This window comes from Microbacterium laevaniformans (genome assembly GCF_016907555.1).
Taxonomy (GTDB): domain Bacteria; phylum Actinomycetota; class Actinomycetes; order Actinomycetales; family Microbacteriaceae; genus Microbacterium; species Microbacterium laevaniformans.
The window spans coordinates 1,526,493-1,543,188 of record NZ_JAFBCE010000001.1 but is presented as its reverse complement, the minus strand read 5'-3'; the positions used below and the strand labels follow the sequence as shown (position 1 = coordinate 1,543,188).

Below are 16,696 nucleotides of genomic sequence, written 5' to 3'. Positions count from 1 at the left end.
GCCCGATACCCACATTCAACGGCGAAGCGCCGGTTATGCCCCTGACCTTAGCGTCGCGGCCTCGGCGAGGGCGGCGGCGAGATACGGTGCTGAAGCGCTGTTTCTCGACGCGGCGACCTCTGCTGGCGTTCCGGACGCGACCACTGTGCCGCCGTTGTCGCCGGCTCCCGGCCCGAGATCGATGACGTAGTCGGCTGCGCCGACCACTCGCATGTCGAGTTCCACCATCACGACCGTGTTGCCCGCATCGACGAGAGTCTGAAGGTGGGTAACTAGACGGTCTGCGTCGGCACAGTGCAATCCGGAGGTCGGCTCATCGAGCACGTACAGAGTGTCGCCGCGCTGCGCTCGTTGCAGTTCGGTGGCCAGCTTCACACGCTGCGCCTCCCCACCCGAGAGCTCTGTGGCCGGCTGTCCCAAGCGCAGATAACCGAGCCCGACATCGACCAGCGAGGTGAGGGAGCGCATCACATCGTACTCGCCGGCGAAGAACTCGTGAGCCTCTTCGACGCTCATCGCGAGGATTTCCGCGATGTTGCGCCCTCGCCAGGTGATCTCCAGGGTGCTCGATTGATAGCGGGTGCCATGGCAGTCGGGACACACGGTATAGACCGAGGGCAGGAAGAGCAGCTCGACCATCACGGAGCCTTCACCCTCACAGGTCGGGCAGCGGCCGCCTGCGACATTGAAGGAGAACCGGCCGGGCTTGTATCCGCGTGTCCGAGCTTCCGGCGTCTCGGCGAACCGGCGCCGCACATGATCGAAGAGTCCTGTGTAGGTCGCGACGTTGGAGCGGGGCGTGCGGCCGATGGGCTTCTGGTCGATGCTCACCACACGCCGGACGGTCGTGAGATCGCCCTCGACCGACCCTCCGAGTTCGTCGGACTCGTCAGTGAGGAGCAGGGCGTCGGCGTCAGCGCTTTCCTCCTCGACGCGAGGGGCGTCTCCTTGCCTGGCGCCGATGAGGGCGGGCAGGACTTGACTGACAAGGCTGGACTTCCCCGACCCTGACACGCCAGTGACAGCCGTGAGCGTTCCGAGCGGTAGCGCCACAGATACATCCCGCAGGTTGTTGCGAGTGACGTGCTCCAGCTGCAACCAGTCGTGGGCGGCGCGGGGCTGGCGCGGTGGAAGGCCGCTGCCCCCGAAGACGTAGCCGCGCGTCACCGACTCGTCGACCTCCGCGAGGCCGTCCGTGGGTCCGCTGTAGATCACGCGCCCGCCGCGTTCTCCGGCTCCGGGGCCGATGTCGACCAGCCAGTCCGCGTGCCGCATGACGTCGACGGAATGCTCCACGACGAAGAGGCTGTTGCCGCGCTGCTTCAGCCCGTCGAGGATACCCAGCAGCGCGGTGACGTCGTGCGGATGGAGACCGGCTGACGGTTCGTCGAGGACGTAGACAACACCGAACAGTTCCGACGTGAGCTGCGTGGCGAGTCGAAGTCGTTGTAGCTCCCCTCCGGACAGTGTCGGCGTAGTGCGACCTAGCGAGAGGTAACCGAGTCCGAGATCGATGATGGGGCGCAGGCGGTCCAGCAATTCTGCGCCCAGGCGGGCTGCCGCGGCGCGCTTCTCGACAGACTGATTCGGTGTGCGACGGACATCCGGCGCAGCGGAGCGCGCGGAGCCGCCAGCAGCAACGCGCTGCTCGACGGCTTCACGTCCAGTCGCGACGTCTACCACGGCGCCGGAGGTCTCGCCCCCCCGGTCAGACTCGGCGACGACGGACTCGAGGAGCGCAGCCAATTCACGCAGTGGCAAGGCTGAAAATTCCGCGATATCGAGTCCTTCGAACGTCACCGTCAGTGCTTCGGGTTTGAGCCGCTTCCCATGGCACACCGGGCAGACCGCCGCGCTCATAAACTGGGCTACGCGGCGCTTCATAGACGCGCTCTTCGTGTTCGCGAAAGTGTCGAGCACGTACCTCCGCGCGCCGACGAAGGTGCCCGAGTAGCTCGGTTCGATTCCTGCTCGGATTGCCCGGCGCGCCTCAGCGAGCGTGAGTCGAGAGTGGACGGGAACGAAGGGGGTCTCGTCGGTATAGAGGATCCAGTCCCGATCCTTCTTCGGCAGATCCCTCCACGGTACGTCGACGTCATAGCCGAGCGCGACGAGCACGTCCCGCAACTGGTGGCCGTGCCAGGCGGTCGGCCACGATGCGATGGCGCGCTCCCGGATGGTGAGTGAGGGATCGGGCACCATCCGCTCCTCGGTCACCGCGTACACTCTGCCGATGCCGTGGCACTCGGGGCACGCGCCCTGCACGGTGTTCGCGGAGAAGTCCTCGGCGTAGAGCATCGGCTGACCATCTCTGTATTCACCGGCTCGCGAATAGAGCATCCGAACCACACTCGACAGCGTGGTGATGCTGCCTACAGAGGAGCGCGCGCTGCGCCCTCCGCGCTGCTGCTGCAAGGCGACTGCGGGCGGCATCCCAGTGATGGAGTCGACGTCGGGGACACCCGCCTGGTCGATCAGTCGCCGCGCGTACGGGGCAACTGACTCCAAGTAGCGCCGCTGCGACTCCGCGTACAACGTGCCGAAAGCCAAGGAGGACTTCCCGGATCCGGACACGCCCGTGAACACAACCATCGCGTCACGCGGAACCGTGAGATCGACGTCCTTGAGGTTGTGTTCGCGGGCACCACGCACCCGGACATCGGGCTGGACGTGGGTGGACACTGAGGAAGGGTCATCCATCTGGGAACTGTACCAAGCGGGTCTCGTGGTAAGCAGGTTCATCGACCGTGGGAGGCAAGATGATGCGGCAGTAGTGCCCCGTAGCGTGGTGTAGCCCGCGATGGCCGGCTCGTCGTTCGTCGTTGCGGACTGCTACCTCGCCGGGGTCTCCACCCGTCGGATGGACAAGCTCGTCAAGACCCTCGGGATCCACTCCCTCTCCAAGTCCCAGGTCTCGCGGATGGCGGCCGAGCTCGATGAGCACGTCGACCAGTTCCGGCACCGGCCCTTGGGCGATGCCGGCCCATTCACGTTCGTCGCCGCCGACGCGCTCACCATGAAGGTCCGCGAAGGCGGGCGCGTCACCAACGCCGTGGTGCTCGTCGCGACCGGCGTCAACGCCGACGGGCGCCGCGAAGTCCTCGGCCTGCGTGTCGCGACGAGTGAGACGGGGGCGGCCTGGAACTCGTTCTTCGCCGACCTCGTCGCCCGCGGCCTGGGCGGCTTCCGCCTGGTCACCTCCGACGCCCACCCCGGGCTCGTCGAAGCGATCGCCGCGAACCTGCCTGGCGCGGTCTGGCAACGCTCACTCGTCAAGATGGGTAGTGGCGGGATCGTCCCGCTGGTTCATCCTCACCGTCGGGAGAGGACCTTGGCAGCGTGACCTTCGAGGTCCAGCGGCAGACCTGTCCCTCCCGGCGGTGGCGGATTCCGACTGGCTAGTGGGAGTCGTGCCCCGACAGCGGGAGCACCTGAGTGAGCGTCCAGAGGGGTCCGTCACGAGGCGGGCCTCGTCTTCGAAGGAGAAGCGCTCATGCCAGACCTCAACTTGCCAGCGTGGCCGGTATTCGCCGGCATCGACTGGGGCGGTGAGAACCACCAGCTCTGCGTTGTCGCGCCCGACGGGAAGCGGCTACTTGAGACACGTGTCAGTCACGACGTCGCCGGGCTCCACCAACTCGACCTGCATCTGAACGGCTTCGGGCGGCAGGTCCCGATCGCGATCGAACGCTCCGAAGGTCTCCTCGTCGAGCACCTTCAAGCGACCGGGCATGCGGTGTTCCCCGTGTCTCCGCGGATCTCCGCGAGGGCGCGGGAGCGTTACAAGGTCGCTGCGGTCAAGGACGACCGGTTCGACGCGTTCGTACTCGCCGACACGCTCCGCTTCGACCATGCGCACTGGCGCCCGCTGTCAGTCCCGTCACCGCTGCTCGCCGAGATCAGGGCACTCACACGCGACCGGGACCGGCTCCTCGAGACGCAGCAGGCGACGGAGAGTCAGTTGCGGATGATCCTCGAGGCCTACCACCCCGCACCCGTTCGGTTGTTCTCGTCCGTCGACCGGCAGATCACGCTGTCGTTCGTAACGGACTATCCGACACCGGCGAACGCGTCCCGGGTGAAGACCACCAGGATGGCAGGGTTCCTTTCCCGACACCACTACACCGGCAGAGTCCCCGCGCAGACCCTCGCGGACCGGATGAGACAGAACCTGCTCTCCGGCTCGCCAGGAACGGTCGCGGGCAAGAGCTTCTCCGCTCTCGCATTCACCCAGGTGCTGCAGCTTTTGAACACGCAGCTCGCCGAGTACGACGACGCAATCGCCGCAGCCACCGCGGAGCACCCGGACGCCCTGATCTTCGCCAGCTTTCCCGGCATCGGCCCCGTGCTCACTGCGGTGCTGCTCGCCGAGATCGGTGAAGACCGCGCAAGGTTCCCGCAACCTGAAGTGCTCCTCGCCGAAGCCGGCCTCGCCCCGGTCACCCGCTCGTCGGGCAGGTCCCGGTCGGTCAGGTTCCGCTACGCCGCGAACAGCCGCCTCCGAGAAGCAACCATGTGGTGGGCGTTCAACTCCATCAAGATGTCACCCTGGGCGGCCGCCGCGTTCCGCGACGCCCGGGACCAGAAAGGCCAGCGCTACCACCGCGCTCTCCGCGGACTCGCCGCACGCTGGACCCGCATCCTCTGGCGCTGCTGGACCAACCACGAAACCTACGACCCCGCCCGCCACGGCTCAGCCGCACTGATCACCGCCGCCTGACCGCGCGCTTTCGACACCCCCGCCCGACACTCGAGGCCGAGCGGCGCCTTCAGCGCGCCCACGCAAACACACCAAGATCTGCACCCAGTTGACAGTGGGAGTCTGCAGAACCCACTACGCCGCGAACCTGATGAGCGTGACGCCGAAGACGATGTGGCCGGCGGTGAAGGCGATGCTCCACTCCGTCTACGACCAACCCGACGCCGACGCCGTTCACGCCCAGTTCGACCGGCTGCTGGACTACGTCGACGACAAGCTCCCCGACGCGCACGAGCACCTCGACAACGCCCGAGCAGACATCCTCGCGTTCACCGGGTTCCCCGAGGGCCTCTGGCAGCAGATCTGGTCCAACAACCCCAACGAACGCCTCAACCGAGAGATCCGCCGCCGCACCGACAGCGTCGGCATCTTCCCCAACCGCGACGCGATCATCCGCCTCGTCGGCGCGGTCCTCGCCGAACAGACCGACGAATGGGCCGGAAGGACGCCGCTACCTCGGCCTCGACATCCTCGCCAAGTCCCGCCTGGGCGGGCACCTGCGTGATCGAGGGGCGTGGCCTAGGATGCAGGCGCTTGGATACCTGATTCGCGATGAGGCTCGTGATCCCGATGGCGGCCACCCCCCTCGCCGCGGCGCGCCGTGCGCGTGGGCGCCCCGTCAGCGCGAGCAGACCCGCGATCGCGATCCACAGCACCGACCGATCGGCGGCGCGCGTCAGCGCCGGCATCGTCGCGTCCACCAGCGGGCTGCGTGTGCGCGCGACGGCGGCGAAGGTCGCGATGTCGAGCGCATCCACCTGTCGACGGACGTCGCGCCACCTCCGGGTCGATCCCGCTTCGACGCGGGATCGGCGAGGCGTGGACGGTCGACGAGGCATGGGCGCTCCGATCACTTCATCGCGTTGCCGATGTAGGAGTACTTGACGAACACCTCCGAGGCCCACCCGGCCTCGTCGAGCACGCCCTGGACAGCCGTGAGCATGTACTTCGAGTCCCAGCCCATGTAGAGGTACTGGCCCTCTGCGAGCTCGTCCCACTGCCCGTTCCAGGCTCTGGCGGGATAGACCGGTCCGCCGCGACGCGCACTGAAGTCGATGACGCTCTGGCGCGAATCGGCCCACAGCCGTTTGAAGATCCGGTTGAACAGGTACCGGATGTCCGGCACCTCCCAGTGCTCGCCGCGGAACTCGACGTAGTCGAACTCCCGCTGCCAGCCTCGCGGCCAGCCGCGCCGCTTCACGGCGTCCAGGATCGGCGTCAGGTTGTCGTCGTCGATGCCCACGACCGCCGGCCGCCGCCACACGCCGAGGAAGACGTCCGTGAGCGCCTGCGTGCGGGCGGCGATGGCCGCGGTGCTCCATGCCGGGGTCGCCGCGAGCGCGCGGGTGATCGTCACGGCGCTCTCGTCGTACACCCGGCGCTTCTCCGGGAACGACGCGTCGAACGCGCGCTCGAACAGCTGCTCCTCGAGCAGGGTGAGATTGCCGAGCGTCGGGGCCAGGGCACGGAAGCTGTTCTGCTCGTCGTCGGACAGTTCGGCCCAGCGTCGGATGCCGTCGGGAGACCAATCGTCGGACGGCGCTGCCGGCACGACGTGCTCCAGTCCCATGTCGGGGAGGTCGATGTCGCCCGCCAGACGCTTCAGGACATAGGGCGGGTGGGGGAGGGCCGTGTACTTAAGGCCGACGCGCGTGCGTTCGTCCGACGGCGTGATGCGAGCGATCGCGTGCACCAGAGCGTCGCGGGACACGGCGGCGGCGCGGCACAGGCGCGCGACCAGTCGGTCGGTCGTGACACCGACGACGGTGCGCCGAAGCAGGAGCGACTGCACGTGCTCGAGCGAGACGAGCAGCTCGGCGGCCGTGAGCTCGCCCTCGCCGTGCTCGTGCAGCAGCCGCAGCGCAAGCGGGTAGATGCCGCGGCCGAACGTGTTCAGATACGTCAGCTGACGTGCGATCACCGGATCGTCCGCGCGCGCGGGGTCGAGCAGGATGCGGTAGATGCCCGCGTATCTGCGCCACTGACCGGCCCGGTCGCGCAAGGTCGCGACGTCCAGGCGGGGGAACTGGGCACGGAACGTGTCGTAGACGCCACGCTCACCGACCACCGTCACCTCGCGCCCGGTCAGCATCACGAGGTAGTGGCGCCAGAAGTCGCCGATCTGCTCTCCGGTGTCATGCTCGATCGGCACCCAGTACTCGTCTTCGATCTCCCCCTGCTCGGCGTGCGAGAGCCCCATCAGGACGTAGTTGTGGATCAGCTCGTGATCGCGCAGAGGCTCGCCGGTGGAGTTCAGGCTCTCGAAGGTCTGCTGCGCGTTCGCCTCGGGACCGAGGGTGATGGAGACGTGCTCGAGTCGCTGCAGGCCGCGCCAGATGTGCGCCGCCTCGTCGGGGCGGATCTGGCTGCGGAAGAACGCGTAGTTGTCGTCGAAACGCGACTCGCGCATCTCCTCGCCGGGTGAGCGGCGTCCGAGCACGACGCTCTCGAAGACGTCCGCCCAGGCGCGATGCGGGCGCAGCTTCGTCCGGGTGGGGTCGTCCGCGCGCACCAGCACCCGTTCGAGCTCGGCCGCGAGTGCGGGGTCGTCATCGCGGAGGGTGTGGTGGAGCGCGGCGACGAGGAGCATCAGGGTCGTGATGCGCTGCTGCCCGTCGATGAGCACGAGGTGGGCGTCGTCCTCGGACGAGCTCGACGCGGTCGAGAGGATCGAGCCGATGAAGTGCGTCTGCCCGGTGCCGGCGTCGGCGACGGCGCGCACGTCGGACAGCAGCTGCTCGCAACCGCCGATGTCCCACCGGTACTGACGCTGGTAGACGGGCACGACGATGGTCGTGTCGGATGCCGAGAGCCAGTGGATCGTTGCGACAGCGGTGGCCGAGACGTGTGCCGCCGCGACCGAGGGGGCGAGTTCCGTACCGCTGTTCATGCTGTCCGTGTCGCCTCCGCGCTCGCTCTCGATGACCGCCGTCGAGTCTAATCGCGTTCACATGGGCGCTCTGTAGGCTTGCCTCAGTCGGGCCTGTAAAGACTTCGCTTGTCCGGCAGAAAGGTTGAATCCGTCATGGGTTACATCAAGAGCGCGGCTCTCGAGGAGACCGGTTACGTCGTCCTCGACCGCTACAACAAGGAGATCGACCCGAAGGAGTGGCTCGACGTCGAGTACGTCGACTGGAAGTCCTCGGGCGACACCCGTTTCGCACCGTTGGCCTCCGCCAAGGGCGAGATCGAGTGCAACGGCTTCTGGAACCACAAGCCGCCGCGCACCGACAAGGACGGGGTTTGGATCGACTCGCAGATCGCCATCGCGCCCACGCTGACGGCGCGTGCGCAGGAGCCGGGTGCGAACGTCGGTCGTTGCCGGATCATCGAGCTGCAGCCGAACACCTATGCGGACTGCCTCTACAACCTGCACCAGGACGACAACAACCGCCTGAACCCCGATGGCACGGGCTGGGTGGTGCGTGGCTTCTTCAACCTCACGGATGACACCACGAGCTACTTCGTCCTGCGTGAGAACCGCACCGATCCGAGCGAAGAGACGCGGATCGCGCTGCCCGCCGGCGCGCAGCTCATCGTCGACACGCAGCGACTGTGGCACGCCGCCGCCCATTACGGCACGGAGCCGCGGTACTGCCTCATCACCTCGTGGGAGTCGGGTCCCGAGCTGGACACCTACATCGCGAAGTACAACGGTGTGAACAAGGTGGACAGCTACCCCGTCGACCAGGAGACGCTGGACGCCGGTCAGATCGAGCAGGAGCGCCGCATCGCCGCACGCGCTGCGGCTCTGGCCGCTCGTGGTCAGCAGGAGGTCACGGTGATGAGCGAGGCCTGAACCTCGGCATCCTGCCGCGCACGCCGCGGAACAGGAAGGGCCCCGATCCTCGGATCGGGGCCCTTCCGCGTGCCGTGTGGTTTTATCCGGCTTCGGGTGTTGATGCACCTGTGTTTGTGTTGTACTGTGTGGCTATTCAAGGAGGAACCGTGTACGCAACGGAGCGACAGCAGCTCATCGAGCAGCTGATCACCACTGAGGGACGGGTCGTCGTCGTCGACCTCGCCCGCCGCTTCGGCGTGACGACCGAGACGGTGCGCCGCGACCTGGACCAGCTCGAGACGGCGGGACTCGTCCGTCGCGTGCACGGCGGAGCCGTAGCCCGCACGCGCGTGAGCACGGCGGAGACCTCGTTCGTCGAGCGCACACAGCGCCGCACTGACGCGAAGCTCGCCATCGCGGCGCGCGCGCTGGATGCCATCGGCACGCACGGCGACGGATCGGTGTACATCGACGCGGGGACGACCACCGCGGCTCTCGCGGGACTGCTGGCGCAGCGCACCACGACGTCGCACCCGCTCGAGGTGGTCACCCACTCGATGACGGTGGCTCATCTGCTCGCCGGAGCGCCGGCGCTGAACCTCACGGCCATCGGCGGCCGGGTGCGCGGGCTCACCGCCGCCGCGGTCGGTGCCCAGACGGTCGACGCGATCTCGCGGCTCCGTCCCGATCTGGCCTTCATCGGCACGAACGGGCTGTCCGCCGCCTTCGGCCTCAGCACGCCCGACCCCGACGAGGCTGCCGTCAAGCGTGCCGTCATCGCCTCCGCCCGCCGTGTCGTCGTCCTCGCCGACGCGGAGAAGTTCGACGGCGAGCTCCTCGTGTCCTTCGGCCGCCTCGCCGACCTCGACATTCTCGTCACCGACGCCGAGCCCCCTGCCGACCTGGTCGCCGCTCTGGGCGACGCCGATGTGGAGGTGTGGATCGCATGATCGTCACTCTGACCGCCAATCCGTCCCTCGATCGCACGGTGACCCTGTCCGACGCGCTGCGCGTGGGGGAGGTGCAATCGGCGCTGGCGGTCCGGGAGGATGCCGGGGGCAAGGGCATCAACGTGACCCGCGTGCTCACCGGTTCCGGAGCCGCGAGCCGCGCGGTCCTTCCGTTGGATGCCGACGACCCGTTCGCGGCCGTGCTGCGATCCGCTCATGTGCCGGTCCTCGCGGTGCCGCTGCCGGGTGCCGCCCGGGCCAACCTGACGCTCACCGACGGTGAGGGCGTGACCACAAAGATCAACCTTCCGGGAGTGACGCGCGGCGCGGCCGACGCGGCGACCCTCATCGACGCGACCGTCCGGGCGTCGGAGGGGGCGGACTGGCTCGTCCTCGCCGGGTCGCTGCCGCCGGGCCTCGCGGACGACTTCTACGTCGACGTGATCACCGCCGTTCGTGCGGCGGGAACCGCGGCGCCCCGCATCGCGGTCGACACGTCCGGCCCGGCGCTGCGCGCGGTGGTGGAGCGCGGACGCCCCGAGCTCATCAAGCCCAACGACGACGAGCTCGTCGAGCTGACCGGGACTCCTCTCGACGCGACCCGACCGCTGCCCGAGGCCGTGCTCGCGGTCGCTCGCGAGCTCGTGCCGGCCCGCGTCGGTGCCGCCTTCATCACTCTCGGCGGCGACGGCGCCGTACTCGTCGACTCCGAGGGTGCCTGGTTCGGAACCCCTCCGCCCACCCGCGTCCGCAGCACCGTAGGCGCCGGCGACAGCTCGCTGGCGGGCTTCCTGCTCGCGGACATCGCGGGGGGCAGTCCCGCGGAACGTGTGCGCAGCGGCATCCGGTATGGGTCGGCGGCGGCATCGCTTCCGGGAACCCAGGCGCCGACCCCCGCAGATCTCCTCCCCGGCGAGGTGCCGGTGAGGGCCCTCACCCTCTGAAAACAACCCTGAACCCAAACGACCACTGGAGGTCACCGTGTCAGAGATCATCACGCCGGCGCTCGTCAGCCTTGACGAGTCGCTCGGCACCGACAAGCGGGCCGTCATCGACGCCCTCGCCGCGCGCGTCGCGGCGGCGGGGCGCGCGACGGACGCCGCGGCCCTGGCCGCAGACGCCTGGAAGCGCGAGCAGACCGACGAGACCGGCCTTCCGGGCGGCATCGCGATCCCGCACGCCAAGAGCGCAGCGGTGCGCGAGGCGACGCTCGCCTTCGCGCGGCTGAAGCCCGGCATCGACTTTGGCGCCGACGACGGCCCCGCCGACCTCGTGTTCCTCATCGCCGCCCCCGACACGGCGGCCGAGGAGCACCTGGCCGTGCTGTCGCAGCTCGCGCGCAGCTTCATGCGCGAGGACTTCACGGCAGGCCTGCGCGCCGCCGCGACGCCCGAAGAGGTGGTCGCCCTCGTGACCTCGGCGGTCTCGGGCACCGGCTCTCCCGCAGCGGCACCGGCTACCGCAACGGCCGACAGCGCCCATCTCATCGACGGCCGGCCGGCGCGTATCGTCGCCGTCACCGCCTGTGCCACCGGCATCGCGCACACCTTCATGGCCGCCGACGCGCTCACCGCGCAGGGCGGCAAGGACGGGGTCGATCTGATCGTCGAGCCACAGGGCTCCAGCGGCTACAAGGCTCTCGACCCGAAGATCATCGAAGCGGCCGATGCCGTCATCTTCGCCGTCGACGTCGACGTGCGCGAGCCCCAGCGCTTCGCGGGCAAGCCCGTCGTGCGCGCCAGCGTCAAGCGCGGCATCGAGGCTCCGGCGCAGCTGGTGGCCGAGGCGATCGCCGCCGCCAAGAACCCGAACGCGACGCGCGTCAGCGGGTCGGCAGCCGCCGCATCCACCTCGACGTCCGGTGCGGGGGAGTCGTACGGCGCGAGCATCAAGCGTGCCCTGCTCACCGGTGTCAGCTACATGATCCCGTTCGTCGCGGGCGGCGGTCTGCTCATCGCGCTCGGCTTCCTGCTCGGCGGCTATACGATCGCGTTCGACGCCGACAAGATCCTCGGTGCGTCGACGCTGTGGAACCTCGGCGACACATCGCTGATCGTCTACCTCGGCGCGGTGCTGTTCAAGATCGGTGCGCTCTCGTTCGGCTTCCTCGTGCCGGCACTGGCCGGCTACATCGCGTACGGCATGGCCGACCGCCCCGGTATCGCACCCGGTTTCGTGGCGGGTGCCGTCGCGGGCTTCATGGGCGCCGGCTTCCTCGGCGGTATCGTCGGCGGTCTGCTCGCCGGTGTCGCCGCACGTTGGCTGAACGGCCTGGACGTGCCGCGCTGGCTGCGTGGCCTGATGCCCGTCGTGATCATCCCGCTGCTGGGTTCGATCTTCGCCTCCGGGCTCATGCTGCTGGTCCTCGGTGGACCGATCGCGTGGCTGACCAAGGCGCTCAACGATTGGCTGTCCGGCCTCACCGGAGCCGGTGTGATCATCCTCGGCATCATCCTCGGCCTCATGATGTGCTTCGACCTCGGCGGCCCCGTGAACAAGGTGGCCTATGCGTTCGCGACGGGCAACCTGGCCGCGGGTATCGCCGGTGACGAGCGCTACCTGCAGATCATGGCCGCCGTCATGGCCGCCGGCATGGTGCCGCCGCTCGCGATGGCCCTCGCCTCGACCGTCATCGATCGCAAGCTCTTCACCGAGCCGGAGCGAGAGAACGGCAAGGCGGCGTGGCTGCTCGGCGCGGCGTTCATTTCCGAGGGTGCGATCCCGTTCGCTGCGGCGGACATCTTCCGGGTCATCCCGTCGATGATGCTCGGCGGCGCGGTCACCGGTGCCCTCTCGATGGCGTTCGCGGTCACGAGCAAGGCTCCCCACGGCGGCGTCTTCGTCTTCTTCGCGATCGACAACTTCTGGCTGTGGCTCGTCGCCATCGCGGCCGGTACCGTCGTCGCCGCGTTCTCGGTCGTCGCCCTCAAGCGCTTCGCGCGCCGCGGGTCGGCCGTCGACGAGGGTATCTCCGGCGCTGCCGCGGTTTCTCCCGAAGCCGTCAGCGCCTAGGCTCGAAGACAGAAGAATACGACCGATCCAAGGAGGATCCCATGGCAGAACGCCAGGCCACCGTCGCCAGCAGCTCGGGACTGCACGCGCGCCCCGCGAAGCTCTTCGTGCAGGCGGTTCAGCAGACCGGCGTCCCCGTGACGATCGCGGTCGAGGGCGGTCCTGACCTCAACGCCGGCAGCATCCTCACGCTGATGGGTCTCGGCGCCACACAGGGCACCGTCGTCACGCTCAAGGCCGAGGGCGAGGGCGCGGATGCCGCGCTCGACACGCTCGTCGCGTTCCTCGAGACCGACCACGACGCCGAGGCCTGATCGGCGCACACGCACGGATGCCGCGACTCCCGGAGTGACCGGGGGTCGCGGCATCCGTCGTCTTCGGGGTGTCAGAGATCGATCGCGTCGCCCGGATCGAGGGGACTGAACCGTCCGCCGCCCTGTTCGGTGGCCCAGTGCAGACGCCCGCGGTGCATGTCGAGCCCGATGCGGGACAGCGTCATGTCGTGCGTCGCGAACGAGTGCTCCGGCTTCACGGCGAGGACGAAGTCCATGGCCTCGCCGACCTTCAGCCACGGAGCGCCGACGGGGGCGGCGAGCAGCCGGACGTCCGCGCCCGCGGGGACGGCGTAGGAGTCGCCGGGGTAGTAGAACTCCTCGTCGACCAGCACGCCCACGTTGTCGACCACAGGGATCGACTCGTGGATGACGGCGTGGCGCCCGCCGAAGAAGCGGAGCGAGAAGGGGCCGACCGTCACGGCGTCCCCGGGAGCGACGACGGTGAGGCCGAACTCGGCGGCCGCGTCTGCGACGCCCTGGGGGCCGTAGATCGGCACGTCGGACGCGTGCTCCCGGATGCGGCGGAGATGCTCGGGCGTCCAGTGGTCGGGGTGTTCGTGGGTGAGCACGACTCCGACGGTCCCGGCGAGATCCTGCAGCGGAAGCGTGAAGGTTCCCGGATCGATGATCAGCTGGCTGCCCTCGCGCTCCAGACGCAGGCAGGCGTGTTCGTGTTTGGTGACGCGCATGTCGCTCAGTCAACGCCTGTCGTGCGATCGGGGCAAGCCGGGCGCCCGGTCCGGTCTCGATTTGGTGAGGCGTCGATCGTCATGGCATAATCGAACGGTTGCTTACGCAGCGAAAAAGGTACGGCCCCATCGTATAGCGGCCTAGTACGCCGCCCTCTCACGGCGGTAACGCGGGTTCGAATCCCGCTGGGGTCACCACGACAGAAGCCCGGTCCAGACGGACCGGGCTTCTGTGCGTCACCGCCGTCGTCGTGGAACCGATCACCTCTCCGCCGAAGCGTTCCGTCGGCTGTGACGGCGTCGACGCGCTCGCACGGCGAGCACCACGACGGTTGTGACGACGAGCCCCACGCCGAGCCACGGGAGCAGGAACCCGACCGCGACGACCAGGGCGTTGAGCGTGGCGATGAGTCTGTTCCACCCGGCCGCGACGCCATCGCCGAAGCCGGCCGGGTCGGCGGTCACGGCGGGGGACGGCTCCACGAGCGAGACCGTGAGCGTCGACATCGCGACCTGCGACTCGGTCCAGGTCAACTGCTGACGCAGGGAGTCGAGCTCCGATTGGCGTTCGGAGAGCGCGGACTCAGCGGCGATGAGATCGGCCGTCGAGCTCGACTGCTTCATGAGGTCGGTCAGGCGCGCGACCGAGGTCTCCAGCGCGCTGACACGAGCTCGAAGATCGAGGGTCTCGGTCGTCACGTCCCGCCGGTCGGTCTGCGATGCGGTGACGGTGCCGAGTGTGGACAGTCCTTTCACGACCTGTGACAGCGCATCGGCGGGGACCCGAACCGTGATCCAGGCGCTCGCCGGAGCGGGCATCATCTTGCCCATGTCGGGCAGCGGAGCGGCCGGTTGCCCGGGCGAGGTCCCCGTGCTCTGAGATTCGACGTATCCGCCCGCATCAGCTGCCGCCGTCGCGATCGCCTGCGCCGCGGATGCCGCGTTCTGCACGTCCACGGTGGCGGACGCGCTCACGGCGATCTGCCGGTCCGCGGTGTTCACCGCAGCAGTACCAGCGGAGGCTGCCCCGCCGCCTGAGGAGTCTGCGCCGCTCATGCCCTCGGCGCGGGTGTCCGGGGCGGTGGCGATCGCGCTGCCAGCCTCCAGCGAGACGGACGTCAGGGACGACGCTCCCGACGAGCCGGAGACTCCGTGCAGCACGGACGGAGCGATGATCGCTGACACCGCGACGAGCGCCGCTGCGGCGGCACCGCCCATCCAGAGACGTCCGCGGCGCACGGCGCGCGCACGCTCCCTCTCCGCCTTCTGCCACTGGGCGCTGCGTTCCTCCGCGATCTGGGCGAAGAGTCGCTGCTCAATGACTTCGACACGGTCGTCGGCGAGCTCGGGCAGTGCGTTGTCTTCCGTGGTCATGACCCCTCCGAGGTGATGGTGGTGCGCAGCGAGCTGCGGATGCGGGAGAGGCGGTTTCGGACCGCACCATGACTGACGCCGAGTCGGTCGGCGGCTTCGCGGTAGCCGTAGCCCTCGGCCGCGCACAGGCGGAAGATCTCCTGATCCAGTTCGCCGAGCGTCGACAGCTGAGCCGCGATCCGATCGGCGAGGTCGGCGTCGATGACCGCACGCTCGACATCGATCGTCGCCGGAAGGGTCTCGTCGACTCCTGTCGCCAGGTGCTCGCGGTCGCGCTTCTGACGCCGGACGCGGTTCGCGGCCTGGAAGCGGCAGATGGTGACGAGCCACGGCAGGAGGGATTCGCTCTCCAGCTGCAGAGCGCCGATCTTGCGCCACGCCACGAGGAACGTCTCCTGCGTGACGTCCTCGGCATCGGTCGCCGTGCCCACCAGCGCGTGCGCGACGGCGTAGACGGCGCGCACGTAGGAGCGATAGAGCGTACGGAAGGCGAGGTCGCTGCCCGCGGCCGCGGCCGCGACCAGCTCCGCGTCGGTGCGCAGGCCGGAGTGGTCGGTCGTGGTGTCCTCATCGTCTCTCACTGGATGAGTGTCCGCGAGCGGCGAATCGTCTCAGAGAACTCGGCATCCTCGAAGCCGGTATCCTGGTCGCAGCGAGAGGGAGTATCCCGTTCTCGCGCGCCCGTCACCACGGGCCCGACGTCGGGTTCCCGGGCGCGCGCCGCAGCACTGCTGACGGGGGAGAGACTTTCGACGTTTCGTCATCCCCTCGAAAGGCCTGCATGGACCTCCCCGTCTGGTTCGAGATCGGTTCGCTGATCGTTCTGGTGCTGATCCTCGTCGCCGATCTCGCCCTCATCGCACAGAGGCCGCACATTCCGACGCCCAAGGAGTCGAGCCTCTGGGTCGTCTTCTACGTCACTCTCGCGCTGATCTTCGCGGGACTGATGTGGCTGTTCGCCGGCGGGGAGTACGCCGGCCAGTTCGTCGCCGGCTGGCTCACCGAGTACAGCCTGTCGATCGACAACCTCTTCGTCTTCGTGCTCATCATGAGCCAGTTCTCCGTGCCGCGGCGCTACCAGCAGAAGGTGCTGATGGTGGGCATCATCATCGCGCTGGTCCTCCGCGGACTGTTCATCCTGGCCGGGGCCGCCATCATCGAGCAGTTCAGCTGGGTGTTCTACATCTTCGGCGCCTTCCTCATCTACACCGCGTGGAGGCAGGCGTTCCCGGGCGGCGACCACGACGAGGAGATCAAGAAGGAGTCCGTCGTCGTGCGGCTGCTGCGTCGCACGATCGACATCAGCGAGGACTACGACGGTCCGAAGGTGCGCACGCTCGTCGACGGCAAGCGCATGTTCACCCCGATGATCATCGTGTTCGTCGCGATCGGCATGACCGACCTGCTGTTCGCGCTCGACTCGATCCCGGCGATCTTCGGCATCACGCAGAGCCCCTTCATCGTCTTCACGGCGAACATCTTCGCGCTGATGGGCCTGCGCCAGCTCTACTTCCTGCTCGGCGACCTTCTCGACCGTCTGAAGTACCTGCACTACGGCATCGCCTTCATCCTCGCCTTCATCGGTGTCAAGCTCATCGCGCACGCGATGCACGAGAATGAGCTGCCGTTCATCAACGGCGGCGAGAACATCGCGTGGGCGCCCGACATCTCGACGTGGATGTCGCTCGGCGTCATCGTCGTCTCGATGGTCGTCGCGACGGGGGCGAGCCTCATCGCGGCGCGGAGGGAAGGGCGCGACGTCACGCTCGACGAGCAGTGACGATCCGGCGCCGATC

General features: G+C 68.4%; 12 protein-coding genes, 1 tRNA gene and 2 pseudogenes. 10 read left to right on the top strand and 5 right to left on the bottom strand.

All coding sequences use genetic code 11. From position 1 onward, the window contains the following. Nucleotides 1-33: 33 nt before the first annotated feature. Nucleotides 34-2,700, bottom strand: a complete 2,667-nt coding sequence (locus tag JOE53_RS07255) for an excinuclease ABC subunit UvrA (protein WP_061683675.1) — start codon at nucleotides 2,698-2,700, stop codon at nucleotides 34-36. 118 nt (nucleotides 2,701-2,818) lie between these two features. On the opposite strand from JOE53_RS07255, the pseudogene JOE53_RS07250 reads away from it, so the two are divergent. The 3 genes and pseudogenes from JOE53_RS07250 to JOE53_RS07240 all read left to right on the top strand — a co-directional run. Next, nucleotides 2,819-3,265 (top strand): annotated as a pseudogene (locus JOE53_RS07250) (IS256 family transposase); the annotation flags it as partial. A gap of 228 nt (nucleotides 3,266-3,493) precedes the next feature. Beyond that, a complete protein-coding gene (locus tag JOE53_RS07245; RefSeq protein ID WP_204947274.1) occupies nucleotides 3,494-4,720 on the top strand; it encodes an IS110 family RNA-guided transposase in 1,227 nt (408 codons plus the stop codon). 103 nt (nucleotides 4,721-4,823) lie between these two features. After that, nucleotides 4,824-5,247, top strand: a pseudogene (locus tag JOE53_RS07240) (transposase); the annotation flags it as partial. A gap of 362 nt (nucleotides 5,248-5,609) precedes the next feature. Here JOE53_RS07240 and JOE53_RS07235 read toward each other — a convergent pair. Beyond that, nucleotides 5,610-7,649 carry a DUF262 domain-containing protein gene (locus JOE53_RS07235; RefSeq protein WP_204947273.1) on the bottom strand — a complete coding sequence of 680 codons (2,040 nt, stop codon included), beginning with the start codon at nucleotides 7,647-7,649 and terminating at the stop codon, nucleotides 5,610-5,612. A 135-nt stretch (nucleotides 7,650-7,784) separates the two neighbouring features. Here JOE53_RS07235 and JOE53_RS07230 point away from each other — a divergent pair, with 135 nt between their 5' ends. The 5 genes from JOE53_RS07230 to JOE53_RS07210 all read left to right on the top strand — a co-directional run bounded on the left by JOE53_RS07230 (nucleotide 7,785) and on the right by JOE53_RS07210 (nucleotide 12,816). Next, entirely contained in the window at nucleotides 7,785-8,558 is a 774-nt protein-coding gene (locus JOE53_RS07230) for a hypothetical protein (RefSeq protein WP_204947272.1), read from the top strand. Between the two features lie 149 nt (nucleotides 8,559-8,707). Further along, nucleotides 8,708-9,490 (top strand): DeoR/GlpR family DNA-binding transcription regulator, encoded by a 783-nt coding sequence (locus JOE53_RS07225; protein ID WP_061683678.1) that lies wholly within the window; start codon nucleotides 8,708-8,710, stop codon nucleotides 9,488-9,490. After that, nucleotides 9,487-10,434 carry a 1-phosphofructokinase family hexose kinase gene (locus JOE53_RS07220; RefSeq protein WP_061683679.1) on the top strand — a complete coding sequence of 316 codons (948 nt, stop codon included), beginning with the start codon at nucleotides 9,487-9,489 and terminating at the stop codon, nucleotides 10,432-10,434. Before JOE53_RS07225 ends, JOE53_RS07220 begins: the two co-directional genes overlap by 4 nt. Before the next feature lie 37 nt (nucleotides 10,435-10,471). Next, nucleotides 10,472-12,502, top strand: a complete 2,031-nt coding sequence (locus JOE53_RS07215; RefSeq protein ID WP_204947271.1) for a PTS fructose transporter subunit IIABC — start codon at nucleotides 10,472-10,474, stop codon at nucleotides 12,500-12,502. A gap of 41 nt (nucleotides 12,503-12,543) precedes the next feature. Then, nucleotides 12,544-12,816, top strand: a complete 273-nt coding sequence (locus JOE53_RS07210; RefSeq protein WP_036318222.1) for an HPr family phosphocarrier protein — start codon at nucleotides 12,544-12,546, stop codon at nucleotides 12,814-12,816. Between the two features lie 71 nt (nucleotides 12,817-12,887). On the opposite strand, the gene JOE53_RS07205 is transcribed toward JOE53_RS07210, so the two are convergent. After that, nucleotides 12,888-13,526, bottom strand: coding sequence for an MBL fold metallo-hydrolase (locus JOE53_RS07205; RefSeq protein ID WP_061683681.1), 639 nt, complete (start codon nucleotides 13,524-13,526; stop codon nucleotides 12,888-12,890). A 122-nt stretch (nucleotides 13,527-13,648) separates the two neighbouring features. Here JOE53_RS07205 and JOE53_RS07200 point away from each other — a divergent pair. Further along, nucleotides 13,649-13,724: transfer RNA gene (locus JOE53_RS07200), tRNA-Glu, on the top strand. Nucleotides 13,725-13,787: 63 nt separating this feature from the next. On the opposite strand, the gene JOE53_RS07195 is transcribed toward JOE53_RS07200, so the two are convergent. Together JOE53_RS07195 and JOE53_RS07190 are read right to left on the bottom strand one after the other, a co-directional pair. Continuing rightward, nucleotides 13,788-14,900 carry a DUF4349 domain-containing protein gene (locus JOE53_RS07195; protein ID WP_204947270.1) on the bottom strand — a complete coding sequence of 371 codons (1,113 nt, stop codon included), beginning with the start codon at nucleotides 14,898-14,900 and terminating at the stop codon, nucleotides 13,788-13,790. After that, on the bottom strand, nucleotides 14,897-15,481 hold the full coding sequence (locus JOE53_RS07190; protein ID WP_271170969.1) for an RNA polymerase sigma factor: 585 nt from the start codon (nucleotides 15,479-15,481) through the stop codon (nucleotides 14,897-14,899). The genes JOE53_RS07195 and JOE53_RS07190 overlap by 4 nt, the downstream gene beginning before the upstream one ends. 200 nt (nucleotides 15,482-15,681) lie before the next feature. Here JOE53_RS07190 and JOE53_RS07185 point away from each other — a divergent pair, with 200 nt between their 5' ends. Then, entirely contained in the window at nucleotides 15,682-16,680 is a 999-nt protein-coding gene (locus JOE53_RS07185; RefSeq protein WP_204947269.1) for a TerC family protein, read from the top strand. Nucleotides 16,681-16,696: the final 16 nt, after the last annotated feature.